Genomic DNA, 24,612 nt, shown 5'->3' on the forward strand with positions numbered 1-24,612 from the left:
GTAAGCAAAATTATTTTATAGTATACTACGTTTTGTGATTAAAACTTACTTAAAGTAAAGGTGGAAAAAAATGAAAAATATTTTAGTTGTTAAAGCCAATAACCGTCCTGATGGAGTATCTGCAAAAATGTTTGATACGTTCGTTGAAAATCTTGATACGAACAATGTGGACGTTGTAACCTTTGATGTGTACGCACAACCAATGCCTTATATCGGTCAAACGTTATTTGAAGCATTTGGCAAACTTTCACAAGAACAAGAATTAAACCAAGAAGAACAAGAATTGATGACTGTCCGTCAAGACGTGATGAACAAATTCGCAGCAGCAGATACCATCGTTTTCGCTTTCCCAATGTGGAACCTAACGATCCCAGCAGCTTTGCACACATTCATCGACTATATCTTCCAAGCTGGCTTTACTTTCTCTTATAACGAAGATGGTTCAATGAACCAATTGTTGAAAGACAAAGAAATCGTTCTATTGAATGCCCGTGGTGGTGTTTACTCAGGCGAAATGAGCGCAATGGAAAACGCTGTAACCTTTATGGAAAAAGTTTTCGGTGGTATGTTCGGCATGAACATCACAGAAGAAGTAATCATCGAAGGTCACAATGCAGATCCTTCTAAAACAGCAGAAATCATTGCTGAAGGTTTAGAACGCGTAGCAGCAGCTGCGAAAAAATTCTAATCATTGCTATCGATCAACTCCTCAACAAAGCACTATTGCTGGTTGAGGAGTTTTTTTATCTAAACATGTTGATCGTCCATTGGATCGATAAAACAAAGATGCCCCTTAGAACAGAGCGGTCTAAGGGGCTAAATCTCTTTTTATTTTGATGCTTTCCAATCAAAAGGCAACAGCTCTTCTATCGTCATGATTTTTCCTGCTGCGATCATGACCTGCGTGTTGTGGTTGGCAGGATCCAGCTGGCTGATGAATTCACGGCAACGACCACAAGGTGGGATCGGCTCACCTGCCGAATTGATTGCAACCATCTGTAACACCCGCTGCTGCCCATCGGTGATCATTTGCGCAGCCGCAGCCTGTTCGGCGCAAAAACCCATGGAACAGCTGGTATCGATACAGATCCCTGTATAAATCTGTCCATCTGCAGTAGTCAGAGCTGCCGCAACACTCCCTGCTTCTGCAAATTGAGAGAGCTGTCTGAATCCCAGTTTTTGTTTCGCGGCATCGATCAGCAACTGAAAGTCCATTTTTCTTCCTCCAATAATAAGCTGGCTCATGGTTAAATGAACCGTTTAAGCACCCGCCATGATTTTCGTCAATAGCTCAGGATCAAAGGTCTTTTCCCGCAGCATCGCGATTTCATAGCCATAAGGGGCTTTTTTATTCTTTTTGTCTTCGCCAACATAGGGTGTTTCCAAAATTTTCGGTAACGCTGATAATTGCTCATGATGAACGATCTTATTCAAGGCTTCAAAGCCGATCGTGCCAAAACCAATATTCGCATGTCGGTCTTTGTGGCTGCCCTGTGGATTTTTTGAATCATTGACATGGATGACCTTCAAGCGATCCAACCCGATGATTTTGTCAAACTCGTTTAACACGCCGTCAAAGTCTTCTTTGACATTGTAGCCAGCATCATTCGTGTGACAAGTATCTAGTGTAACGGATAATTTTTCATTTAAGGTAACGCCATCGATAATTGCTGCCAATTCTTCAAAGCTGCGACCAATCTCGGTGCCTTTACCTGCCATTGTTTCTAATGCGATCTGGGCGGTTTGATTTTTTTCAAGGACCTCGTTCAAGCCTTTAATGATCTGCTTGATCCCAGCTTCGGGTCCTGCACCGACATGGGCACCGGGGTGCAACGTGATTTGAGTTGCACCTAAAGCTTGGGCTCGTTGGATTTCTTCTTGTAAGAACGAAACGGCAAAGCCAAAGTTTTCTGGTTTGATGGTATTACCTAAATTAATGATGTAAGGGGCATGGACAACGATATTCGAAATTCCCTTTTCCGTCATAAAATCTTGTCCAGCTGCGATCTGCATCTCTTCGATCGGTTTGCGCCGCGTGTTTTGCGGAGCTCCGGTATAGATCATAAACGTAGTAGCTTGATAGCTAGCCGCCTCTTCTGCTGCTCCTAAAAGCATTTTTTTGCCGCTCATTGAAACGTGTGAACCAATCAACATTTTTCTTTTCCTCCTAAATCTAGTCTTCTCTATTATCGATAAAAGCACCTTGTAAAGCGATTATTTTGCTCATTGCCGTATTTTTTTATCAAGCGAGTCCAAATAACATCAGGACACCCGTCATTAGCGGCATACTTATCAAAAAGCTAATGGAAGAAACAAATCCCACCGCCTCTTCCTCCATCCCAGCAATCACGGAATTAATGACCCCAAATAAAGGGATCGGAGCAAACACTAACAAACAAAGTACTGGTTTTAATAAAACTGGGATCGGTAAAACATAGAAAGCCGCGAACAGCACGAAAGCCAGTCCGTAGCGTAAGCTTAAAATTTTGATTACCGTTGGCGTAGTGTGCTTCGGTAAGCGGAAATCCAAAAATAAGCCAATCATAAACATGGACAGAAACGTATTTGCGATCCCGATTGGCTGAACGAGCGCCAAGGCTGACTCGGGAATCCTCCAATCCGCACTGCGGATAATCAGCATCACTAGATAAATGGTAAATGTTGGCGAGCGCAGGAGATTCAAAAAGATTTTTCCTGGTTCAAACGTCGTCCGCTTTCCAATCAAGAACTCGATGAAAATCGTCGTTCCCCCTGCCAACATGATACTGTTCCCCATATCAAACAGCGAAATCAGTGGAATCCCTAAAGGATAAAAACTTTGGGCAAAAGGAATTGCAAAATTGCCGATATTAAATCCTGACCCGCAGTACATAGCAAACTGTTGCAGCGTGTTCGATTCTTTTTTGGTCAAGAAAAATGCGAAGAGGATCTGGACGATCGTAATGATCAAAGCGATCACAATCAAACTAAGCGCACTGACTTGTACTTGCATTGAAGCTAAATTCAAAATGATTGCTGCCGGTAACGTCACATTCAAAATAATTTTGGATAAGATCGAGCCATCCGCTTTTGAAAGGACATTTAGCCGTTTAAGAAAATACCCTAAGAAGATCATGGCAAATAAACCGGCGGCATTCAACACTATATTTCCCATTCCAACAAAGACCCTTCCTCTACAAAAATTTGAAAAAAAGCGAACCAACAGGTCGGTTCGCTTTTTGCGATTAAAATGTTAATAAGAAATATTTTTTCTTGCCACGACGAATCACGACGTATTTTCCACCGATCCGATCACTTGCTTGGATCTCGTACGTTAGGTCTTGGACGCGTTCCCCATTGATGTAGATGGCCCCATTTTGTACGTCTTCTCTTGCTTGACGTTTTGATGGTTCGATTTTAGCAGTCGTCAACACTTCAACGATGTTCAAAGAATCATCCGCTGTTACCTGATGACTAGGAACCCCTTTAAAGCCTTGTTCGATCTCTTCAGCGTTCAATTCTTTGATATTGCCGCTGAATAAACTTGCTGAGATGCGTACGGCTTGTTCATAAGCCTCTGCCCCATGAACCAAAGTAGTGACTTCTTTTGCCAAAGCTTTTTGTGCTGCTCGAGATTCTGGTGCAGCGTTAAATTCAGCTTCGATCGCAGCGATTTCTTCTAATGATAAGAAGGTGAAATATTTCAAGAATTTGACTGCATCACGATCATCCGTATTGATCCAGAATTGGTAGAACTCGTAAGGCGTTGTTTTCTTGGCATCTAGCCAAACCGCATTGCCTTCTGTTTTCCCAAATTTCGTTCCATCTGCTTTTGTGATCAATGGCATAGTCAAACCGAACCCTTGGACTTCACGCTCACGACGCAATAATTCGATTCCAGAAGTGATATTCCCCCATTGATCGCTACCACCTAATTGCAACAAGCAACCGTGGTTGTCGTAAAGGTTCAAAAAGTCATAGGCTTGTAAAAGCTGGTATGCAAATTCCGTGTAGGAAATTCCTGTTTCGATCCGACGTTTGACACTTTCTTTGCTCATCATGTAGTTGATGGTAAAGTTTTTCCCCGTGTCCCGTAAGAAATCAATCAGTTTCAATTCCCCTAACCATTCATAGTTATTGGCAATGATGGCAGGATTTTCTTGGTCATCAAAATCAATAAAGCGAGATAATTGGCTTTTGATACTTTGTGACCATTCCAAAACGGTATCTAATGTGTTTAATTGACGTTCTTGATCTTTAAAGGATGGGTCACCGATCATTCCTGTACCGCCACCAACTAATGCGATCGGCACATGTCCGTTTTGTTGGAAACGGCGCAACATCAAAATAGGCAATAAATGACCAATATGCAGGCTATCTGCGGTAGGATCAAAGCCGATATATAGTTTCACAGACTCTTCATTTAATTGTTTGGTCAAGGCTGCTTCGTCTGTGGTCTGATGAACTAATCCGCGTTGCTTTAGTTCTTCAAAAAAGTCTGTACTCATTCTTTCTCCTCCTAATAATTGCTTCATTGTTCATCTTAACTGAAAAAGAGGGCAATGAAAAGTCTTTCTCTCAAAGTCCTTTACCAAAAAAGAAACTTTTAGGCAAATCTGTTCGTTTTCCCTTATTATCGCTGGTTCAATACAAATACCAACTGGCATTTTCTCGCACACTTCTTTCGATAACAGATAGGGTGCTACCCAAGCGCCTTGTTTTTTGCTATAATTACACGGAATCTATTCTAATTTATTGAGGTGACTCTTTTTGTCCCAGAAAACGAAAAATCAAAAGAATACAGAAAACAAAAATAGAGGCTGGTTCTATTTCAATATCAGTCTTAGGGTTTTACATGCCTTGTTCTTAGTGGCTATTTCTTTACTGGTGCTAGGCGGTTCTTTAGCTTTAGGGATCGGTGCCGGCTACTTTGCTTTTCTTGTGGAAGATACCGCAGCTCCTTCTAAAGATGAGTTGCAGAAAGAACTGACCGACATCACAGAGACTTCTCAACTCGCATACGCTGATGGCAGTAAAATCGCAACGATTCGCTCAGATCTGATGCGAACGTCGGTTAATTCCGATCAAATTTCAGACTACTTGAAAAAAGCGATCATCGCAACAGAGGACGAATATTTTAATATTCATAATGGCGTCGTACCAAAAGCAGTCGTGCGGGCGTTATTATCCGAAGCGACAGGCTTTGGCGGCAGCGGGGGTTCCACTTTGACCCAGCAGCTGGTGAAACAACAAATCCTTTCCAGTGAAACGACCTTCAAACGCAAAGCCAATGAGATTTTATTAGCCATGGAAGTGGAGAAATTTTTCGATAAAGATGAGATCGTCACCATGTATCTAAACATCTCCCCTTTTGGCCGGAACAATAAAGGGCAAAATATCGCAGGTGTGCAAGAAGCGGCGCAAGGAATTTTTGGCGTTAACGCAGCTGACCTGTCTTTACCGCAAGCAGCCTTTATTGCGGGTCTGCCACAAAGCCCGATCGTCTACAGCCCTTATACAAATACGGGCGAGATCAAGGAAAACTTGACCGCTGGCTTAGAGCGGAAAGACTTCGTGCTCTTCAGTATGTATCGTAACCACGATATTACGAAAGAAGAATACGAAGAGGCGCTTAATTATGACTTGAAGCAAGACTTCAAAAAACAAGAAGCCATTGAACAAACGGATCAAAGCTTCCTTTATTACACTGTGTTAAATGAAGCAAAAGACATTATTGCCAAACAGCTGGCAGATGAAGATGATGTCAGTGACGAAGAATATGCCAAAGACGAAACCTACCAAAAATACTTCGAATTGGCGCAGCAAAAACTGGTTAATGGTGGCTATACCGTCACATCAACGATCGATAAAGATATTTATAATGCAATGCAAGATGCCGTCGATAAATACGGCTATATGTTAGACAACTGGGGCGACTCCACCATCGAAGTCGGCAACGTCATGATGGACAATGCCACCGGGAAAGTATTAGGCTTTATTGGTGGTCGTAACTATGCTGACAATCAATTCAACCATGCCTTTGATGCTAAACGCCAAGCAGGTTCAAGTATCAAACCAATGCTGGTTTACGGACCGGCGATCGAAAGTGGCTTGATGGGCTCTGAATCAATGGTTTCTGATTATGCCGCAAAATGGCGGACAGGAGAAAACGCCGGTGAGCCGATCGTCAATGCCACAAACCGTGGAACCAATACTTTTATGTCGATTCGCGAATCATTGGAAGTATCCAGTAATATCGCAGCGACAAATATTTTCCAAGATCTGTGGGAAAAAGAAGGCGATCATTTTTATGCCTATTCAAATTATTTGAGCAAAATGGGCTATCCTGAAGATAACAGCTGGGCATATGAATCAGCGCCATTAGGGGTTACCGATGTCACAGTGTTGAATCAAACAAATGGCTTCCAAACATTTGCCAATAACGGTGTCTATCAGCAAGGCTACATCATCGAATCAATCAAGGATAATGAAGGCGAAGTGCTTTATCAGCATGAAGCCAAACCGGTCCAAGTCTTTTCTGAAGCGACAGCTTCCATCATGACCGACATGATGCGTAGTGTTATCGATGAGCAAAAAACCAGTTCCTTTAAATCGGTTATCAGCGGATTAGATTGGAACCTCGGGAATGCCGATTGGGTCGGTAAAACTGGGTCTACCAATAATTGGTCTGACTCTTGGCTAGTCGTTTCCACCCCATCGATCACAATCAGCAGCTGGTCAGGGCGGGATGACAATAAAGCTACCGATAGTGCAGCAGGAACTCGGACAGCCAATTACATGGCTTACTTGATCAATCGTATCTATCAAACAAACCAAGAAGTCTTTGGTGTAAATCAGAAGTTTGAACTTTCTAGTGATGTCAAAAAAGCTCAAGTTTCCAAGTTTACTGGTACCCAACCAGGAGGAACAGTGCGAGTCGATAATCGAACCTATACGAATCCAAGTAGTACCGTTACTTCTTATTGGGCAACTGGCGGACCAGATACGGTCGATTTCAAATTTGGACTCGGTGGTTCAGATGCAAACTATGCTGACTATTGGAAAAAAGCATCTTCTAGCCGTTCAACAAATCGTTCGTCGAATACATCATCGAATAACGCATCCAACAATGTTACACCTACTGCAAATGATGACGACGAGGACGAGCAATAAAATAACCAACCTAATACAAATGATGATGATGACTGATCAGCCTTGTGCTGATCAGTTTTTTTATACAAAAAAAGTGTGGGTAGAAAATCCATAGATTTTCTACCCACACGAACGATCGTTGAAGCAAAAAGTGGAACAACAAAGCGTTGCTCCACTAGTCTTTTTATTAAATCGCTGCTTATTTCGTAGAGCTTTTTTCTGAAATACCGTAAGGCAAGACGATCGTTTTTTGTTCTACATCTTCTTTGTTCATCATTTTAGTTAATAGACGCATCGCAACGGCACCCATATCATACAATGGTTGCGTCACACTTGATAAGCGTGGACGAGCTGCTTCAGCCAATAATGAGTTGTTGCTGGTGATGATCTCGAAATCCTCAGGAACTTTAACGCCTTTGTCTAACAAACCATCTAAGACGCCGATGGCTAACTCATCGTCTGTAACATAAGCTGCTGTTGCACCACTGTTGATGATGCGATCAACTAATGCTAAGCCTTCTTTAAAGCTGTATGGTGATTCAAAGATCAACCCTTCAGAATAGTCAAGGTTGTTTTCTTTCAAGGCTTCTTTATAGCCTTTCAAGCGGTTTTGGCCATTGATTGGATCGATCAAAGCACCGCTGACAAAAGCGATTTTTTGATTGTTTTTCGCCAATAATGAAACAGCATCTTTGGCAGCTGCTGTGTAATCGATATTGACACTTCCTACTTGTTCATCAGGATCGATCGAACCAGCTAAAACGACTGGTGTTTTTGAGCGAGAGAATTCCCCGCGAATTTCATCCGTGATGCGATGACCCATGAAGATAACGCCGTCCACTTGTTTTGCTAACAAGTTGTTCAATACGTTGACTTCTTTCATCGTATCGCCATCAGAGTTGGCTAAGATGATATTGTATTTATACATGGTCGCTACATCATCGATCCCACGAGCAAGTGATGAGAAGAACATATTGCTGACATCAGGAATGATAACACCAACAGTTGTGGTCTTTTTACTTGCCAACCCTCGAGCAACTGCGTTTGGACGATAATCCAAGCGGTCGATCACTTCCAGCACTTTCTTACGAGTTGCTGGTTTTACATTTGGATTTCCGTTGACTACCCGCGAAACAGTTGCCATCGATACATTCGCTTCCCGTGCAACATCATAAATCGTAATTGTTTGTTTTTCCATGATATATCTCCCTTATTCTATTTTCAGAAAATCTTATTTACATTTCTTTGTTAGGATAGCAAATTTTTTCTGGATTTGCAACCGTTTTAATTTTGTTTTCATGAAAACTTAGCAATTTCCTACTTTCCCCTCCCCTATTCTCTTCGAAAGCATGATAAAATAGAAAAAGAATACTTGAAAGAAGGTTTTATCAAATGAATGATAAAAAAATCAATGAGTTAAATGCCTGGTTGAAAACCAATGGCGCCGATGTTACCTATATTTCTAATCCAGCAACGATCGCTTATTTTTCTGGTTTTAAAAGTGAACCTCATGAACGGGTCCTTGCTTTGTTCGTCGCACCTGGAAAAGATCCCTTTCTTTTCACACCAGCTCTGGAAGTAGAAGAAGCAAAAAATAGCGGCTGGCCCTTTGACATTATCGGTTATCTCGATAGTGAAGACCCTTGGGCGAAAATCTGCCAAGAATTGACCTCTCGTTACGAGGTTTCTTCCTTGGCATTAGAAAAAAATGACCTTTCCGTCGAGCGCTATGAAGCATTGAAACGGTTCTTGCCAAAAACCGATTTTTCTTTAGATGTGACCCCGGTGATTCAAAAAATGCAATTAACAAAAACCGCGTCTGAGATTGACACCTTACTAGAAGCTGGCAACTGGGCAGATGTTGCTTTTGAGGTTGGGTTTGCTGCCATCAAAGAAGGCGTTAGCGAAATGGAAATCGTGGCAGAAATTGAGTACGAGTTGAAAAAACGTGGGGTTTCCCATATGTCCTTCGATACGACCGTATTAGCTGGTGCCAATGCAGCAAGTCCTCATGGCGTACCTGGGGATCGCAAAGTGACTGCTAATGAACTCGTCTTATTTGATTTAGGAGTCATCTGGAAAGGGTATTGCAGCGATGCAACCAGAACGGTTGCCTATAAAGAACCGACTGCATTACAAAGAAAAATTTATGACATCGTTCTTGAAGCAGAACTAGCGGCTCAAGCAGCGGTCAAACCTGGGATCACCGCTGGAGAATTAGACAAGATCGCTCGTGATGTGATTACGGGTTATGGCTATGGCGACTACTTCAACCATCGTTTAGGTCATGGCATCGGGACCACGGTTCATGAGTTCCCCTCTTTGATCACTGGCAATGATTTAGTGATTGAAGAAGGCATGTGCTTCTCTATCGAACCAGGGATTTATTTGCCAGATCAAGTCGGTGTTCGTATTGAAGATTGCATCTATGTCACTGCAGATGGCTGTGTACCATTTACCAAAACAAAAAAAGAATTGTTGATTTTATCTTGATTCTTTTAATGAAACGGCGCAATATGTTGTAATTACATGAAAAGGAGTGTTCTTATGAGTAAAAAAGTGTTAGTTTTAGGCGGCACGCGTTTTTTCGGTAAATATTTGGTCCAATCTTTAGTGGATCAAGGCTGTGATGTCACGATCGCTACCAGAGGGAAGACGACTGATTCTTTTGGCGATCAAGTCAACCGACTTGTCTTTGATCGCACGGATGAAGAAAGTATCAAAACGACGTTGACACAAGAAACCTATGATGTTATTTACGACAATATTGCTTATACTTCAAATGATATTGAGATTCTGTTGCGTCATGTCACACCCAAACGCTACATTGTCACTAGTTCGATGTCTGCCTATCATGAACTGCACTTCGATTTGAAAGAAGCGGATTTTGATCCTGCCAAAGAAGCGGTCAAAATTGTTTGCTCTGAGGAAGTCAATTATGCTGAAGGCAAGCGAACCGTGGAAGAAATCCTGACCCAAAAATACAGTCAGATCCCCTCCGTTTTTGTCCGCTTTCCTTATGTGATTGGTGCAGATGATTACACAAAACGTTTTACCTTTTACATTGACCATCTGATAAAGCAAAAGCCAATGGCTGTCGATAATCTAACGCATCAAATGGGCTTTGTCGATGCTGAAGAAGCTGGCCAATTTTTAGCGTTTTTAGGTACCAGCTCTTTCACAGGACCCATCAACGGTGCGTCAAAAGGCACGATCTCTTTAGAAGAAGTGCTGCAATACGTAACGAAAAAAACCGGTCTTTCCCCTCTCTTTTCAGAAACAGGTGATCAAGGCCCTTACAATGGTACACCTGCTTATTCGATCAATGTTGCTCTCGCTGAGGGAATTGGGTTTCCATTCAGTCAACTGCGGGATTGGATCTATCAACTTTGCGATTGGGAAATCACCCAAGCATCAAACGAATAGCTACTGAAGTCACAAAAAACGTTCGCCGATTTAACTGGCGAACGTTTTTATCTTTTAAAGTAATCAAATTTTGTATCCTTGCTTATGCTTCAGGATTGTTTTTTTCTAATGTATCTTTTAATTCTTCTTTTGCATCTTCCAAGTCAGCTTTAGCTTCTTTTGTTTCTGCTTTCGCTGTTTTTTTGGCATCATCCGCTGCTTTTCCAGCTTCTTTTTTCAAATCAGCTGCGGCTGCTTGACCGTCTTTTTTGGCTTCTTCAACTACAGGTTTTGCTTCTTGTGCCCCTTCTTTGACGGTTTGTTTCATATCCGCTGCAGAAGATTTTGCATCAATGATGATATCTTGGACTGTATCATCTGCATCTTCTTTGGCATCTTTCGCTGTTTCTTTCACATCGCTTGCTGATTTTTTGAAGCGTTCTGATAGGTCACCTGCTTGTTTCTTTAACTCTTCAACGGTTTCTTCTGATGAACCAGCTGCTGTTTCTTTTAAGTCATCGACTTTCGCTGTTAAAGAACCGGTAAAGTCAGATGCTTGCTCGCTTAATTTTGCTGCTTTATCTTTAGCGATATCGACAAGATCCGTACTTCTTTCTTTGGCTAAATCACCATAATCAGATGCTTTATCTAATAAATCGTCTGCTTGTTTTGCTAATTTATTTCTTAATGTTTTACCAGATTCTGGCGCCAACAAAAGTGCTGCTGCTGCTGCCGCTGTTCCTCCGATGATTGCTCCTAATAAAAATCCGCCTTTTTTACTCATTGAAAGTCCTCCTTTTATTTTTGGTTATTTTTGTCTTTGAAAAATTTCATGGCTGTTTGACCGACTTTTCCAGCTACCGTTGCTTTGGCAGTGGTCCGGCCAAGACTACCCACGCGCGTAATTAAATTTTTTCCAGAAACATTTAGTTCTGAAACACTGGTACTTAGATCTGCAACTGCTGTGAACAAAGGATCGATGGTTGCGACTTTTCCGTTCACATCTTGTAAAAGCTCATTCGTTTTTACCAATAGACCTTCAACCTCTTTTGAAAGAATATCAACATCTTTGGTAATGACACGGATGGTTGTGTTTGCTTCTTCGACCGTTTTGTCTACTTTGGTCATTGTCTTGCTGACTTGCATCAACAAACGAACGACGAAAATGACCAATACGACAAATGCGATCGCAGCAATCAATGCAGCTAGTTCTCCTCCTGACATAGAATGGCTCCTTTCCCCATTTACTTATATTAAGAATAGCATTTCACTGCACTTTCTACAAATAAAAGACTGCATTTTCAAGAAAATTATCCGCTTTCAACAGGAAATAATAAAAAAACAAGGCAATTTCATCAGAAATTGCCTTGTTTAGGAGTTTTTGTTATTTTTTTGACTCTTTCGGTGCTTCTTTGACTTCTTTTTGAGCCGGAGCTAGTTCTTTTCCTAACTCGATCAAATACTCTTTCAGGTTGTCTTTGACTTCAGGGTGCACTAGACCATACTCAATACTTGTTTTTAAGAAACCGAATTTGTCTCCTACATCGTAACGTTTGCCGGTAAATTGATGAGCAAACACGCGTTGGGTTTTGTTTAATGTGTCGATGGCATCCGTCAATTGGATCTCGCCGCCAGCACCAGGTTCCTGATTGGCTAAAATATCAAAAATTTCAGGGGTCAGCAAGTAGCGACCAATAATTGCTAAATCACTTGGCGCATTTTCTGGCGCTGGTTTTTCAACAAAGTTTTTGACATTGAACAAGCCTTTTTCAACTTCCATACCAGGATCAATGATTCCGTATTTTGATGTATCTTCATGAGGAACATCCATGACAGCGATCGTTGATGCATGCGTTTTTTCATAATTATCGATCAGCTGTTTCGTCAATGGCACTTGATCTTCCATCAAGTCATCACCTAGCATGACTACAAACGGTTCATTTCCGACAAATGCCCGAGCCTGTAATACGGCATGGCCTAATCCTTTCGGATGAGATTGGCGAATGAAATGCAGATTTACGTCAGTTGTTTCTTCCACTAATTTCAAAAGCTCTGTCTTGCCTTTTTCTTTTAGATTCATCTCTAATTCTAAATTGGCATCGAAATGGTCTTCGATCGGACGCTTTGCTTTTCCTGTTACGATCAAAATATCTTCGATCCCTGATTGTAAAGCTTCTTCCACAATAAATTGGATCGTTGGTTTGTCAACGATCGGCAACATTTCCTTTGCCATTGCCTTTGTAGCTGGTAAAAATCGGGTACCTAGACCGGCTGCTGGGATAACTGCTTTTTTGACATTCATGTGACTCGCTCCTTTAATCATAATGATTGATCTACCGTAAATTCGTTTTCTTCTTTGCCGTCTCGCAGCATAATATCTTTAGCTGCTTGCTTGATGTCTTTGCCTTCATACAAGACCGAATAAATCGTTTCTGTGATTGGCATTTCCACTGACAAAGCTTCTGCTAATTCGCGGGCAGCTTTGGTGGTTGAAACTCCTTCAACGATCATGCCCATATTGTCTAACACTTCGTCTAAGCTATGGCCTTTTCCTAATAGGTTTCCGGCACGCCAATTCCGCGAATGGACACTGGTACACGTGACGATCAAATCGCCAACACCACTCAATCCGATAAAGGTTAATGGATTTGCACCCATTGCCACACCGAGACGACTGATTTCTGCTAACCCACGGGTCATGATCGCAGCCTTCGCATCATCCCCAAAGCCCAGTCCAGCAATCGCTCCGGCACCAATAGCGATGATGTTTTTCAGCGCGGCGCCAGTTTCGACACCGATCACATCGTTATTGGTGTAGATTCTAAAGTAATCATTCATAAATAGCTCTTGTACATATTTAGCAGCCGATTCATTTTCTGAAGCTGCCGTGATCGTGGTAATATCATGGACAGCGACTTCTTCGGCATGTGATGGTCCTGACAGGACAACGATTTCTTGCCGTTTATCGGCTGGGATCTCTTCGGCAAGTACTTCTGAGATTCGTTTATGACTGCCTTGTTCTAATCCTTTTGAGGCATGGATGATGACTGGTTTACCGGTTGTCTTCTTAGTGAATTCTTGTGCCACGGCACGAATCGCTTTGGTTGGTACTACAAACAAGACAGCATCTGCCCCTTGGATCGCCTCTTCTAGATTTTTGCAGCCTAAAATATTTTCAGGTAATTTCAAATCAGGCAAATAATGCCGATTGGTATGATACGTATTGATTTCATCGATTTGGGCGGGATTGTTGCCCCAAATAGTCACTTCATGTCCGTTTTCAGACAAGACTTGTGCCAAAGCAGTCCCCCATGATCCGGGACCTAAAACGGCGATTTTCTGTTTCACTATGGAAACCTCCTCTATCCTTTTCGCAAATTCATGCACTTTATCATTTTACCATAATTTCGATAAAATAACTGTTTAGATAATCGTTTGGTTTTTGCCAAAGCTGCGATTGTAGTCTTTTAAAGTTTGGTTTTTCCGACGCCAGATCAATAGCCCAATCGCTCCAAAGAATAATAAAGCGGAAAGTGCTTGTGACACACGGATATCCCCAAATAAGTATAAACTATCGGTGCGCATTCCTTCAATAAAGAAGCGTCCGAACCCATACCAAATTAAGTAGCTCAAGAAAACTTCGCCTTCTTTTAATAACCCAGTTTTCTTGCGCAAGAAAATCAAAACGATAAATCCGATCACATTCCAAACCGATTCATAAAGAAACGTCGGCTGCCGATACGCTTCGTCGATATACATATTATCGATAATAAATTTCGGTATATACAAACTTTCTAAGAAGGAGCGGCTGACTTCTGCTCCAAATGCTTCATGGTTCATAAAGTTGCCCCAACGCCCGATGCCTTGTGCCAATAGGACACTTGGTGCGGCGATATCTAAAAAGGTCCAGGGAGAAATAAAATTTCGTTGGCAGAAAAAGTACAGCCAAATCCCCCCGGCGATCAATGCACCATAGATAGCGATCCCACCAGACCGAATATTGAAAATTTGACTTGGGTCATCAATATAGTATTGCAAGTCAAATAGAATATAATAAAGCCGTGCACCAATGATCGATACTGGCAATCCAATCAACATAAAATCAGTCACATCATCTGGCTTGAGCCCGACACGAACCGCCTCTCTCGTGCTTAACCACATAGCAATGATCACGCCTGATACGATAATGATCGCATACCAATAAATCGGCAAACCAAATAGTTCAAATGCGACTCGATTTACTAAACCTAACATCTATCTTATCCTCTCTAGTTTCCAGAATTTTCTTCGATCAATTGCGTCAATCGATTTTCAAAGGTCTTCGTTGCATCATAACCCATCGTTTTCGCCCGGAAATTCATGGCAGCAACTTCGATAATGATCGCAACATTTCGACCAGTTTTTACGGGGATTTTGATTTGTGGTACATCAACGCCACCAATTTCAACCGTCGTATCATCGGTTCCTAGTCGATCATACTTTTTGTCTTTCGCCCAAGCTTCTAAATACACCGCTACTTGAACCTGCATATACCCTCGTACGGCACTGGCACCAAAAAGATTCATGACATCGATGATCCCGATTCCCCGGATCTCGATCAAGTGTTGCAAGATTTTCGGCGGTTCCCCCACCAAAGTCAATTCATCTTGCTTATACACATCCACACGGTCGTCAGCGATCAACCGATGCCCACGTTTGATCAACTCTAATGCTGTTTCGCTTTTACCAATTCCGCTATCGCCTTGGATCAAAACGCCCAAGCCATAGACATCCACTAATACCCCATGGACACTGGTTCTTGTTGCTAAACGCCCATCGAGAAAACTAGAAAGCTCTCCTTGCAGACGTGACGTTGAGATGGGCGAACGTAGAATCGTAATCTCATGTTCTTTGCAGGCTTGAAGCATTTCTGCTGGTACTTCCAAGCCGCGAGAAACAATAAATCCCGGTGTATCATCGGCACACATTTTGCGCATCACCATCAAGCGTTCTTCTGGCATCATTCGTTCCGCAAAGGTGATCTCTTTGCTGCCGAATAATTGCAGACGATCATGGGAATAGTAATTAAAATAACCCGTCAATTCCAAACCAGGTCGGGAAATATCGCCGGTAATGATTTCTCTTTCTAAACTGTTTTCAGTTCCTTCAACTATCTCTAAATTTAAAGCCTCCGCCAGCTCGCTGACTTTGACGGTTTCTGCCATAGGTTTTCCCTCTTTTCTCAATGATTCTTGCCGCTGCTTCTTGTAAACGACACTCTGGTTCTATTTTATCATTCTATCAGTAAAGTTACTACCTTCGCCAATAGAAGTCCTCATTCTTTTTCGTTTGTGTTATTATTTTACTAAGGAGGGATTTTTAATGAAATTTTCAGCATACACGTATCAACGCCCTGATTTTCCAGTCTATCAAGAAACATTCAAAAAAGCATTAGCAAACCTTCAGTCAGCCGATACCTTCTCGGAGGCGAAGCAAGCTCTTGATGCTTTGAACGAACTAAGAGGAACGATCGATACCGCAATGAACTTGGCTTCGATCCGTTATTCGATCGATACCAACGATGCCTTTTATGAAACAGAAGACACTTTCTGGAATGAATACCAGCCTCATTTTGAAGCTCTGGATTTTCAATTCTATCAAGCACTCTTGGCTTCACCGGTCTTAGATGAATTAAAAGCCGAATATCCAGAAACACTTTTCTTGTTTGCCGAAAGCCGCGTGAAGCTTTTTGATGATGCCTTGATCGAATTGTTTCAAAAAGAAAACCAATTGGCTTCCGATTACAGCAAATTGGTCGCTTCTGCCCAAATCGACTTCCAAGGAGAAACCTATACCCTCGCACAACTGCGACCATTTACCGAAAATAAAGATCGCAGCGTTCGTAAAGAAGCGTTTGAAAAGCAAACGGCTTTCTTCACGGAAAATGAAGACCGTTTTGATCAAATTTATGACGAGATGGTCAAGGTTCGTACCGAGATCGCCCACAAGCTCGGCTTTGAAAATTACGTCGCCTTTGCGGATACCCAAATGAATCGTTGGGACTATGATCGTTCAATGATCGAGACCTATCGTCGGGAAATTTTAGAAAAAGTCGTCCTAATTACCCAAAAGCTGTACCAAAGACAGGCGCAGCGTAATCAATTGACTCAGGCAACCTTTACCGACTTGCCACTTGTTTATCCTAGTGGTAACGCAGAGCCTAAAGGAACTCCTGAAGAACTAGTAGAAAAAGCCCGTGTGATGTATCAGGAACTATCCCCTGAAACTGGCGAATTTTTTGATTTTATGGTCGAGCATGACCTACTTGATCTACTAAGCAAAAAAGGCAAACAATCTGGCGGCTACTGTACCTTTATCCAAGACTATCAAGCGCCATTTATCTTTGCCAACTTTAACGGTACTTCGGGCGATGTCGATGTTTTGACCCACGAAGCTGGCCACGCCTTTCAAGCCTTTCGCTCTCGTTGGATCAAAGAACCGGAAATTCTCTTTCCCAATTATGAATCTTGCGAGATCCATTCAATGTCGATGGAGTTTATCGCCTGGCCATGGATGGATGCCTTTTTCGAAGAAGAAACAGAAAAATACAAATTTGCGCATCTTGCTAGCAGCCTGCAATTTCTGCCTTATGGCGTTTTAGTGGATCACTTCCAACAAGAGGTTTATGAGCATCCTGAATGGACCCCATCACAGCGCAAAGCCCGTTGGCGGGAATTAGAGCGCCAATACTGTCCAGAACGGGATTATTCAGAGTATCCAGACCTTGATCGTGGCTTGTATTGGTTCAGACAGGGGCATATTTTTGAATCACCTTTCTACTATATCGATTACACATTGGCACAAGTGTGTGCGTTCCAATTTTGGTATCGATTCATCGTGGCAAAAGACGAAACCGCTTGGCAAGATTATTTGGCCATTTGCGAAGTCGGCGGCACGAAAACATTTCTTGAGATCCTGGCTCTGGCTCATCTACGTTCACCTTTTGAAAAAGGAGCGCTTGATGAAACGTTACAGGCAGTAGATACGTATCTGTCAGCCATCAAAGAAGAACAGTTAAACTAAAAAAAGACGTTTCCGTTTCTCCACTAGCTTCGTAGCTAGTAGGAGAAAACGTGAAACGTCTTTTTAACGTGAATATTTTTCGATATGGTGTTCGGTCACGATCATATTGATCACTGACATGATCAGTGCCACTAATAAAGCAGCCCCAAACGAGGAAAAGCCGAAGTTGGCTGACCCAACAAAATACGAAGTCAAATTCAGCATGAGCGCATTGATCACAAAGGTGAAAAACCCAAGCGTCAGTAAAGTCAATGGAAATGAAATGACGATCAGAATTGGTTTAATCAAAGCATTCAGGATCGACAGTACAAAACTGGCGATCACTGCAGTCATAATACTTTGAACGTGGATCATATTTGGTAATAGAACCGCCAATGTGACAAACGTCAGTGTATTCATGATAAGCCGTTGAAAATAAGACACTAGAAGTCACTCCAGTCCTCATCCTCTACCTTTTCCGCTTCTTTACGGGGACGATTTGCTTCATTGTATTTGTTTTGTTTGTAATATCGATTGTCATGACCATATCCTGAGGTGCTCTTGCGTCCTGAAGGAATCAAGACCGCCATGATGATATATAAAGTGATTCCAGGAAACGCAGCAGTCACTAAAGATAGAAAGACATAGATCACGCGAACGATAGTTGGATCAATTCGTAAGTATTCTGCCAGACCCCCTAGAGTCCCTGTAATGACAACGTTATTGGCTGATTTTGTTAATTTTTTGTTCATTTATCTACACCTTCCTTCTTTTCTTTAATGAGTGTATACTCAACTATTCTTATTTATCTGTATCTTTGATAAAGACATTTCCTGTTGTTGTGGATAGATCGATTTGTGCGACTTTATCGGCAACCCGACGGAATTGCAATAGTTGGTTTAGGCGTTCTTTTTTCTCCCGTACAACTTCCATCTCACTTAAGCGATTGTTAATGCTACCTAAACTTGTTTTGGCGATCCCTTCAAAACCGATCCCTGCAGGTAATGCTACTTTAACATTGCCATTTACAGAGCTGGCGTTTAATTTTTGGACCGTTTCTTCTTTGTAGGTCACACGGATATTGCCGTTTACTAAAGAAATACCGGTGTTTTGTGGTGTGGCTGTCAACGTCACGTCGCCATTCACTGTTTCGATGATGGCATCTAAAATCTCACCCTCTTGAACAGTGATCGTTCCATTCACGCCTTCAATCTCTAACATCGATGCGTTTACTTTGCGGAAATCGATATTGCCATTTGTTGATTTTGTATAAACATCTTTTGCATCCAATTCATTGAATGTAACATTTCCGTTCAATAGTTTTACTGCCACATGATCATAGGTACGTTTTGGTAAATAGAAAACCAGATCGGCACGAATGCGTTTGTTTGGAATTTGGAAGGAGATGCGTTCATCATCGACATTGATTTGGCTTCTTGCTTCAAAAGCATCGAAAGGCTCCGCCGCATCCATTTTACCATATAGTTTGATTTTGGCATCTACTTTGACACCTGGTTCATCCCATAATTGGAAGGAAACATTGCCGTTGGCTAACTTCACATCGATCAATGTCGCTGCCGTTTCGTCATAGCTGAATGTGTGTTCAAATTTCGTCGCTGCAACACCGGGAACTTTCAAGTTGATATCTTTCCATTCCATGTTGTCGTTAACAGAATCCGTTACTGCTCGAACCGTTTTCTTCAAGAAGTGTCCGAAGTGGGTGCTGGCATCGACCATTTTTTCACTTACTTGATTGATAGTATCGGTCGCTTGCTCTTTCCAATCTTCTGGAATATCTAATTTTTGAGAGATTTTCTCTTTCGTTTGAGACCATTGGTCTTTGCGAATATTTTTTAGTTTTGCTTCCAATTCTGCTTTTTCTTCGGTTAAGCCATCTAACGTTTCTTCTAAGCCAGTAATGGTCGCTTCTGTTTCATGACGTGTTGCCAATTCCTCTTCTGACAATTGATCCAATTCTTCTTTGGTATTCAATTGCATCAGAGTTTCTTGCGCTTCTTTTAATTCTTCTTTGACGCCAAGAATTTCAGCATTGATTTCGTCCAACTCAGCAGATGCTTGGTTGGCTTCCGTTGCTAAGCCATCAAGAATCTTTTCAAGATTTTCTTTGTCTTGCGCTTCGTTTTGACGAAGTTTTTCTTCGCCGTCAAACGTGAACATCTCATCGTCATTTTCAGTATCATCAAATGGGCTTGTCGCATTCTTATCCGCGGTTACCTCAGCAGCAGCTTTGTTAATTTGTTTTTCGTCTTTGGCTTTTGCCATACCTTCTAGTAAATCTAAGGCTTCTTCTGTAGAAAGCACACCTTTTTTTACTAGATCCAATATACGTTCTCTTTCGTTCATGGAAATTGCCTCCTTCAGCAAATGTGTGATTGCAAGTTTAGCTTACGAACCTATTATGCCTTGTTTTTGCAAAAGTGTCATAGGTCTTAAGTACCAAGTTTTTCTCAATCTGCAGATTGGCAAGCAGAACCGGCACTTTTCTTCATTACTTTAGGCACAAAACGATCTTCCTTATCTTAACAGTACCACGAAAAACCATTGGAAACAAAAGTTTCAGCTAATAGCAGCCTTGAGGAATAGGCCTGCTAGAGTAAATGATCTATTGTTCATTTCACTGCGGGTCGGGGATGAAAAGAGCAGAAGGTTCAACTTGAAAAATTCGGGTACGATAGAATCGATTTCCATTGTCCATCTTTAGGGAAGCCATTTTATAATTTGTCTATCTTGTTCACGTCATCTATTTCAGTGATTCTTCCAAATCAAAAAGACCGCCGAGAGAAGTTACTCCTTAAAGGTCAACTTCTTTCGGCGGTCTGTCCCATCTCTTTTAAAAGAGATAAGTGATCAAGAACCTAAGCTGGTTTCTTAAATCATTTCCGTACGGTTTGTATTCAATTCACTGATTTTCCCAGTAGCAAGATACACGATCCATTCACAAATATTCGTTACGTAGTCACCGATACGTTCTAAGTACTGTGCAACAGATAAATAATCGGTTCCACTAACAACGGTTTCCGGATTTTCTTTCATACTCTCGATCGTTTTGTAATAGATGTCTTTGTAATACTCATTGACCCGATCATCCATTTGGGCAATCATACGGGCATCTTCTTGGTCAGTTTTTACATAGGCAACTAAAACATTATCGACCATTTTCTTCACATAATCCGACATATCAGAAATTTCTTTTTCGATTTCGGCGATCCGTGTTTCACCTTTGACCCGAATCGTTGACTTCGCGATCGATACTGCATGGTCTCCCATTCGTTCCAAGTCAGAGCTGGCTTTCATTACAGTAATGATCATTCGTAGATCGGTGGTTACTGGTTGTTGCAAAGCAATCATTTCAAAGCTCTTTTTCTCCAAACGAACTTCCATATTGTTGATCGCCAAATCATTTTCAATCACTTCTTGAGCAATTGCTTTATCATGTCTGACATATGCTCGTACGGATTTGTGGATCGCGCTGCTGACTAGCATCCCCATCTCATAAAATTGATTGTGTAGATTTAATAATTCTTCTTCAAACTGTGTACGCAACATCCCTTTTCCTCCTAACCAAATCTTCCTGAGATATAATCTTCTGTTTCTTTTTTGCTTGGACTTAGGAACACTTTTTTCGTGTCATTAAACTCGATCAAGTTGCCGTCCAAAAAGAACGCGGTTTTATCTGAGATTCTTGAAGCTTGTGACATGTTGTGAGTCACGATGATCATGGTATAGCGTTCTTTCAGTGCCAAAAGGGTATTCTCGATTTTCCCAGATGAAATTGGGTCTAACGCACTGGTTGGTTCATCCAGCAAAATGATTTCTGGATCGACAGCCAATACCCGAGCGATGCATACCCGCTGCTGTTGTCCACCGGATAAAGATAGCGCACTTTGGTGAAGCTTATCTTTGACATCTTCCCAGACAGACGCTGCTTTCAAGCTTTCCTCTACCGTCTTATCAAGAATCGCCTTGTCCGTGACTCCTTTTAATTTTAACCCATAAATCACATTTTCGTAAATTGAAAAGGGAAATGGATTCGGTTGCTGAAAAACCATCCCGATTTCTTTACGCAAATCAACGATGTCTTGCTTCGGACTATAAATGTCTTTCCCTTTATAGACAACACTTCCTGTAATTGTCACACCAGGGATCAAATCATTCATTCGATTAAGAGAACGCAAGTAGGTCGATTTCCCACAACCTGAAGGACCGATCATCGCAGTGATCTCGCCTTTTTTGATGGAAAGGTCGATTCCTTTTAATGCTTCTTTTTTTCCGTAGTATAAATGCAGATCTTTCGATGTAATAATTTCTTCTGCCATTGTTTTGCCTCCGTTTACTGATCGAATCGGCTCAGCCAAAATGACCGGATACGTAATCTTCTGTTGCTTTAATTTTTGGACGAGTAAATATCTTACGGGTCTCATCGTACTCGATCGCATTTCCTAAGTAGAAAAAGGCGGTATAATCGCTGATCCGAGCAGCTTGCTGCATGTTGTGGGTCACGATGATGATTGAATAGTCGTTTTTCAAGTTGATAAGAGTTTCTTCCACTGTCCCGGTTGAGATGGGGTCAAGGGCACTAGCTGGTTCATCTAGAAGCAAAATATCTGGTTTCATCGCAATTGCTCGAGCGATACACAGACGTTGCTGCTGTCCACCGGACAATGCCAAAGCACTTTTGTCTAAGCTGTCCTTTACTTGATCCCAAAGTGCGGCTTGTTTCAAGCTGGTTTCGACTGCTTCATCCAATTTCTTTTTGTTTCTTTCTCCATGACGTCGCAAAGCAAAGGCGATGTTGTCATAGATCGATTTACTGAAAGGGTTTGGTCGTTGGAAAACCATGCCGATCCGCTTACGCATTTCGAAGACATCGACTTCTTTCGTGTTCACGTCGACCCCTTTGTACATGATGTTTCCTGTGACTCTCGTATTTGCGATTCCGTCATTCATTCGATTCAAGGAACGCAGATACGTTGATTTTCCGCAACCAGAGGGACCGATCAATGCGGTGATTTTATTCTTTTCAAATTGTAGATCAATGCCTTTGATGGCTTCATTTGATCCATACCATACATGCAAGTCAGTGGTATAAAGCGCCACATCTTCTGGTTTATCGAAGGTAATGATATTTCGATCATCCCAATTGTAATCGTTCATACTGTCATTCTCCTTATGCTGACGTCATTTTCTTGTACAACCGTTTGCCAGCTGCACGGGCGCCAAAGTTAAATAGCAAGACGGCAATGATCAATACTGCCGAAGCTCCAGCTGAAACTTGTGCGCCATCAGGCATCGTGCCCTCTGTATTGATTTTCCAAATATGGACTGCCAGCGTCTCCGCTTGTCGGAAAAGACCGATCGGGCTGGAAACACTCAATGGATTCCAGTTTGTAAAATCAAGGGCCGGTGCACTTTGTCCTGCAGTATAGATCAGCGCTGCCGCTTCACCAAAAATCCGACCAGAACTTAGAATGACCCCAGTCAAAATCCCTGGTGTTGCTTCTGGAACAATGATGCGTGTGACCGTTTCCCAACGTGACAAACCAAGAGACAAGCCTGCTTCACGTTGCGTGTAATGAATTGCTTGAAGTGATTCTTCTACATTTCTCGTCAATAGTGGCAAATTGAAGAAGGTCAATGCCAAGGCACCAGAAATAATTGAAAAGCCATAACCAAACTGAATAACAAAGACTAAGAAACCAAAGAGACCGACAACCACTGAAGGCAGTGAGCTCAAAATCTCGATCGATGTCCGAATGATATCCGTTAACCAGTTTTTCTTTGCATACTCTGATAAGTAGATCCCCGCTCCTAAAGAAATCGGGAAGCTAATGATCATTGTTACTAAAAGCAAGTAAAGGGAATTGAACAATTGGATGCCGATCCCGCCGCCTTCTTGATACGCTTTTGAAGAAGAGGTCAGAAATTCCCAGCTAATGTGAGGAACCCCCCGAACCAAAATGTACAGTAATAAGGAAGCCAAAATCAAAACAATGATTCCAGCAACGGCATACAAGACGCCGGTAGCAATTTTATCTGAACGTTTTGCATTCATTATTTCAAGGCTCCTTTCTTCCCAATAAAGCGAATAACAATGTTAAATAGTAAGGACATCAATAACAAGATCAAGGCTAATGACCATAAAACATTATTTTGGACTGTCCCCATGATCGTATTTCCGATACCCATCGTTAGGATAGAAGTCAATGTTGAAGCTGGTGTCACTAAGCTAGTTGGCATCAATGCCGCATTACCAATAACCATTTGAATCGCCAATGCTTCACCAAACGCCCGCGCCATTCCAAAAACAACCGCTGTTAAAATACCAGGAACAGCTGCTCGTAAAACAACTTTGTAAATCGTTTGCCAGCGAGTCGCACCTAAAGCTAACGAAGCTTCACGATAATGCCGTGGAACTGCCCGCAAAGCGTCGACAGTCATCGTAGTCACTGTCGGTAAGATCATGATAAACAGGACAAACGTCCCTGCCAAGATCCCAAAACCAGTACCGCCAAAAACGGAGCGGACTGCTGGTACAACGACAGACAAACCGATGAATCCATAAACAACTGAAGGGATACCGACTAAAAGTTCGATGACCGGCTGCAAGATCTTCTCTCCATTACGAGGTGAGATTTCTACCATAAAGACGGCTGCACCGATGGCAAAAGGTGTTGCCACGATCGCTGATAAGAACGTTACGAAGAACGATCCTAGAATCATCGGCAAGGCACCAACTAACGGTTGTCCATCAGGTCCCACAGCACTCGGATTCCATTGGGTACCAAACAAAAAGTCAAACACATTGACTTTGTCTACAAAGAATGTCGCTAATCCTCGGCTAGCAACGAAATAAAAAATGGAGATCACAACCAAAACAATCAACGCGATACAAAGAAAACTGATTAGTTTTCCTCTTTGTTCCATTCTTGCGCGCTTAGATTTTTTTGTTAACACTTCTTTTACATTTTCCACGAGGGTTCCTCCTCAAAAATCAAACTAAACTCATAACCATTA

At 41.9% G+C, this 24,612-nt stretch carries 24 protein-coding genes; 5 read left to right on the forward strand and 19 right to left on the reverse strand.

The annotated features are described in order from the left end of the window. The first annotated feature begins 70 nt into the window (after window positions 1-70). Window positions 71-688 carry an FMN-dependent NADH-azoreductase gene (locus IGI94_RS09445; protein ID WP_005225804.1) on the forward strand — a complete coding sequence of 206 codons (618 nt, stop codon included), beginning with the start codon at window positions 71-73 and terminating at the stop codon, window positions 686-688. 140 nt (window positions 689-828) lie between these two features. On the opposite strand, the gene IGI94_RS09450 is transcribed toward IGI94_RS09445, so the two are convergent. The 4 genes from IGI94_RS09450 to tyrS all read right to left on the reverse strand — a co-directional run bounded on the left by IGI94_RS09450 (window position 829) and on the right by tyrS (window position 4,487). Beyond that, complete coding sequence (locus IGI94_RS09450; RefSeq protein WP_086332454.1) at window positions 829-1,215, reverse strand: cytidine deaminase family protein; 387 nt, start codon at window positions 1,213-1,215, stop codon at window positions 829-831. 45 nt (window positions 1,216-1,260) lie between these two features. Then, complete coding sequence (locus tag IGI94_RS09455; RefSeq protein WP_005225802.1) at window positions 1,261-2,154, reverse strand: deoxyribonuclease IV; 894 nt, start codon at window positions 2,152-2,154, stop codon at window positions 1,261-1,263. Between the two features lie 88 nt (window positions 2,155-2,242). Then, window positions 2,243-3,154 (reverse strand): AEC family transporter, encoded by a 912-nt coding sequence (locus IGI94_RS09460; protein WP_016612232.1) that lies wholly within the window; start codon window positions 3,152-3,154, stop codon window positions 2,243-2,245. 70 nt (window positions 3,155-3,224) lie between these two features. After that, window positions 3,225-4,487, reverse strand: coding sequence for a tyrosine--tRNA ligase (gene tyrS / locus IGI94_RS09465; protein WP_008378466.1), 1,263 nt, complete (start codon window positions 4,485-4,487; stop codon window positions 3,225-3,227). Between the two features lie 262 nt (window positions 4,488-4,749). Between tyrS and IGI94_RS09470 the strand changes: the two genes are divergently transcribed. Continuing rightward, on the forward strand, window positions 4,750-7,152 hold the full coding sequence (locus IGI94_RS09470) for a transglycosylase domain-containing protein (RefSeq protein ID WP_086299374.1): 2,403 nt from the start codon (window positions 4,750-4,752) through the stop codon (window positions 7,150-7,152). A 178-nt stretch (window positions 7,153-7,330) separates the two neighbouring features. On the opposite strand, the gene ccpA is transcribed toward IGI94_RS09470, so the two are convergent. Further along, window positions 7,331-8,329: a catabolite control protein A gene (ccpA, locus tag IGI94_RS09475; protein ID WP_008378470.1), complete on the reverse strand. Its 999-nt coding sequence runs from the start codon at window positions 8,327-8,329 to the stop codon at window positions 7,331-7,333. A gap of 194 nt (window positions 8,330-8,523) precedes the next feature. Here ccpA and IGI94_RS09480 point away from each other — a divergent pair, with 194 nt between their 5' ends. Both IGI94_RS09480 and IGI94_RS09485 read left to right on the forward strand, forming a co-directional pair. Continuing rightward, window positions 8,524-9,624, forward strand: coding sequence for a M24 family metallopeptidase (locus IGI94_RS09480; protein ID WP_008378471.1), 1,101 nt, complete (start codon window positions 8,524-8,526; stop codon window positions 9,622-9,624). Between the two features lie 54 nt (window positions 9,625-9,678). Beyond that, the gene (locus IGI94_RS09485) at window positions 9,679-10,557 is read left to right on the forward strand and encodes an NAD-dependent epimerase/dehydratase family protein (protein WP_438899659.1); all 879 of its coding nucleotides are present in this window, start codon (window positions 9,679-9,681) and stop codon (window positions 10,555-10,557) included. An 82-nt stretch (window positions 10,558-10,639) separates the two neighbouring features. Here IGI94_RS09485 and IGI94_RS09490 read toward each other — a convergent pair whose 3' ends face one another. The 6 genes from IGI94_RS09490 to hprK form a co-directional block, all read right to left on the reverse strand. After that, window positions 10,640-11,320, reverse strand: a complete 681-nt coding sequence (locus tag IGI94_RS09490) for a YtxH domain-containing protein (protein WP_005235400.1) — start codon at window positions 11,318-11,320, stop codon at window positions 10,640-10,642. 14 nt (window positions 11,321-11,334) lie between these two features. Then, window positions 11,335-11,760: a DUF948 domain-containing protein gene (locus tag IGI94_RS09495; RefSeq protein ID WP_005235398.1), complete on the reverse strand. Its 426-nt coding sequence runs from the start codon at window positions 11,758-11,760 to the stop codon at window positions 11,335-11,337. Window positions 11,761-11,920: 160 nt separating this feature from the next. Then, on the reverse strand, window positions 11,921-12,838 hold the full coding sequence (galU, locus tag IGI94_RS09500) for a UTP--glucose-1-phosphate uridylyltransferase GalU (RefSeq protein WP_008378473.1): 918 nt from the start codon (window positions 12,836-12,838) through the stop codon (window positions 11,921-11,923). 17 nt (window positions 12,839-12,855) lie between these two features. Continuing rightward, on the reverse strand, window positions 12,856-13,884 hold the full coding sequence (locus IGI94_RS09505; RefSeq protein WP_008378474.1) for an NAD(P)H-dependent glycerol-3-phosphate dehydrogenase: 1,029 nt from the start codon (window positions 13,882-13,884) through the stop codon (window positions 12,856-12,858). Between the two features lie 75 nt (window positions 13,885-13,959). Beyond that, window positions 13,960-14,790, reverse strand: a complete 831-nt coding sequence (gene lgt / locus IGI94_RS09510) for a prolipoprotein diacylglyceryl transferase (RefSeq protein WP_005235390.1) — start codon at window positions 14,788-14,790, stop codon at window positions 13,960-13,962. A 14-nt stretch (window positions 14,791-14,804) separates the two neighbouring features. Next, on the reverse strand, window positions 14,805-15,740 hold the full coding sequence (hprK, locus tag IGI94_RS09515) for an HPr(Ser) kinase/phosphatase (RefSeq protein WP_194199652.1): 936 nt from the start codon (window positions 15,738-15,740) through the stop codon (window positions 14,805-14,807). A gap of 157 nt (window positions 15,741-15,897) precedes the next feature. Here hprK and IGI94_RS09520 point away from each other — a divergent pair, with 157 nt between their 5' ends. Further along, complete coding sequence (locus IGI94_RS09520; RefSeq protein ID WP_438899660.1) at window positions 15,898-17,598, forward strand: M3 family oligoendopeptidase; 1,701 nt, start codon at window positions 15,898-15,900, stop codon at window positions 17,596-17,598. A 63-nt stretch (window positions 17,599-17,661) separates the two neighbouring features. Here IGI94_RS09520 and IGI94_RS09525 read toward each other — a convergent pair whose 3' ends face one another. From IGI94_RS09525 to pstC, 8 genes are all read right to left on the reverse strand, one after another. After that, on the reverse strand, window positions 17,662-18,021 hold the full coding sequence (locus tag IGI94_RS09525; RefSeq protein ID WP_005225788.1) for a phage holin family protein: 360 nt from the start codon (window positions 18,019-18,021) through the stop codon (window positions 17,662-17,664). After that, on the reverse strand, window positions 18,021-18,329 hold the full coding sequence (locus tag IGI94_RS09530; protein WP_086332457.1) for a PspC domain-containing protein: 309 nt from the start codon (window positions 18,327-18,329) through the stop codon (window positions 18,021-18,023). Before IGI94_RS09530 ends, IGI94_RS09525 begins: the two co-directional genes overlap by 1 nt. 49 nt (window positions 18,330-18,378) lie before the next feature. Continuing rightward, complete coding sequence (gene liaX / locus IGI94_RS09535; protein WP_016612240.1) at window positions 18,379-19,941, reverse strand: daptomycin-sensing surface protein LiaX; 1,563 nt, start codon at window positions 19,939-19,941, stop codon at window positions 18,379-18,381. A 525-nt stretch (window positions 19,942-20,466) separates the two neighbouring features. Further along, window positions 20,467-21,144 (reverse strand): phosphate signaling complex protein PhoU, encoded by a 678-nt coding sequence (phoU, locus tag IGI94_RS09540; RefSeq protein WP_008378477.1) that lies wholly within the window; start codon window positions 21,142-21,144, stop codon window positions 20,467-20,469. An 11-nt stretch (window positions 21,145-21,155) separates the two neighbouring features. Continuing rightward, the gene (gene pstB / locus IGI94_RS09545) at window positions 21,156-21,914 is read right to left on the reverse strand and encodes a phosphate ABC transporter ATP-binding protein PstB (RefSeq protein WP_005235379.1); all 759 of its coding nucleotides are present in this window, start codon (window positions 21,912-21,914) and stop codon (window positions 21,156-21,158) included. Window positions 21,915-21,945: 31 nt separating this feature from the next. Further along, a complete protein-coding gene (pstB, locus tag IGI94_RS09550) occupies window positions 21,946-22,752 on the reverse strand; it encodes a phosphate ABC transporter ATP-binding protein PstB (RefSeq protein WP_005225783.1) in 807 nt (268 codons plus the stop codon). A 13-nt stretch (window positions 22,753-22,765) separates the two neighbouring features. Further along, window positions 22,766-23,650 (reverse strand): phosphate ABC transporter permease PstA, encoded by an 885-nt coding sequence (gene pstA / locus IGI94_RS09555; RefSeq protein WP_008378478.1) that lies wholly within the window; start codon window positions 23,648-23,650, stop codon window positions 22,766-22,768. Then, entirely contained in the window at window positions 23,650-24,570 is a 921-nt protein-coding gene (gene pstC, locus IGI94_RS09560) for a phosphate ABC transporter permease subunit PstC (protein WP_005235375.1), read from the reverse strand. Before pstC ends, pstA begins: the two co-directional genes overlap by 1 nt. Window positions 24,571-24,612 lie beyond the last annotated feature (42 nt).

The organism is Enterococcus sp. AZ149, from assembly GCF_051714285.1.
In the GTDB taxonomy this organism is placed as follows: domain Bacteria; phylum Bacillota; class Bacilli; order Lactobacillales; family Enterococcaceae; genus Enterococcus_D; species Enterococcus_D entomosocium.

Coding starts and splice junctions, on each gene's coding strand:
- IGI94_RS09455 (WP_005225802.1), bottom strand. CDS start 2,154: ATGTTGATTGGTTCACACGTTTCAATGAGCGGCAAAAAAATGCTTTTA.
- pstA (WP_008378478.1), bottom strand. CDS start 23,650: ATGAATGCAAAACGTTCAGATAAAATTGCTACCGGCGTCTTGTATGCC.
- IGI94_RS09460 (WP_016612232.1), bottom strand. CDS start 3,154: ATGGGAAATATAGTGTTGAATGCCGCCGGTTTATTTGCCATGATCTTC.
- IGI94_RS09495 (WP_005235398.1), bottom strand. CDS start 11,760: ATGTCAGGAGGAGAACTAGCTGCATTGATTGCTGCGATCGCATTTGTC.
- IGI94_RS09480 (WP_008378471.1), top strand. CDS start 8,524: ATGAATGATAAAAAAATCAATGAGTTAAATGCCTGGTTGAAAACCAAT.
- pstB (WP_005225783.1), bottom strand. CDS start 22,752: ATGAACGATTACAATTGGGATGATCGAAATATCATTACCTTCGATAAA.
- tyrS (WP_008378466.1), bottom strand. CDS start 4,487: ATGAGTACAGACTTTTTTGAAGAACTAAAGCAACGCGGATTAGTTCAT.
- hprK (WP_194199652.1), bottom strand. CDS start 15,740: ATGGCAGAAACCGTCAAAGTCAGCGAGCTGGCGGAGGCTTTAAATTTA.
- IGI94_RS09520 (WP_438899660.1), top strand. CDS start 15,898: ATGAAATTTTCAGCATACACGTATCAACGCCCTGATTTTCCAGTCTAT.
- ccpA (WP_008378470.1), bottom strand. CDS start 8,329: ATGGAAAAACAAACAATTACGATTTATGATGTTGCACGGGAAGCGAAT.
- IGI94_RS09485 (WP_438899659.1), top strand. CDS start 9,679: ATGAGTAAAAAAGTGTTAGTTTTAGGCGGCACGCGTTTTTTCGGTAAA.
- phoU (WP_008378477.1), bottom strand. CDS start 21,144: ATGTTGCGTACACAGTTTGAAGAAGAATTATTAAATCTACACAATCAA.
- liaX (WP_016612240.1), bottom strand. CDS start 19,941: ATGAACGAAAGAGAACGTATATTGGATCTAGTAAAAAAAGGTGTGCTT.
- lgt (WP_005235390.1), bottom strand. CDS start 14,790: ATGTTAGGTTTAGTAAATCGAGTCGCATTTGAACTATTTGGTTTGCCG.
- pstB (WP_005235379.1), bottom strand. CDS start 21,914: ATGGCAGAAGAAATTATTACATCGAAAGATCTGCATTTATACTACGGA.
- IGI94_RS09445 (WP_005225804.1), top strand. CDS start 71: ATGAAAAATATTTTAGTTGTTAAAGCCAATAACCGTCCTGATGGAGTA.
- IGI94_RS09490 (WP_005235400.1), bottom strand. CDS start 11,320: ATGAGTAAAAAAGGCGGATTTTTATTAGGAGCAATCATCGGAGGAACA.
- IGI94_RS09450 (WP_086332454.1), bottom strand. CDS start 1,215: ATGGACTTTCAGTTGCTGATCGATGCCGCGAAACAAAAACTGGGATTC.
- galU (WP_008378473.1), bottom strand. CDS start 12,838: ATGAATGTCAAAAAAGCAGTTATCCCAGCAGCCGGTCTAGGTACCCGA.
- IGI94_RS09530 (WP_086332457.1), bottom strand. CDS start 18,329: ATGAACAAAAAATTAACAAAATCAGCCAATAACGTTGTCATTACAGGG.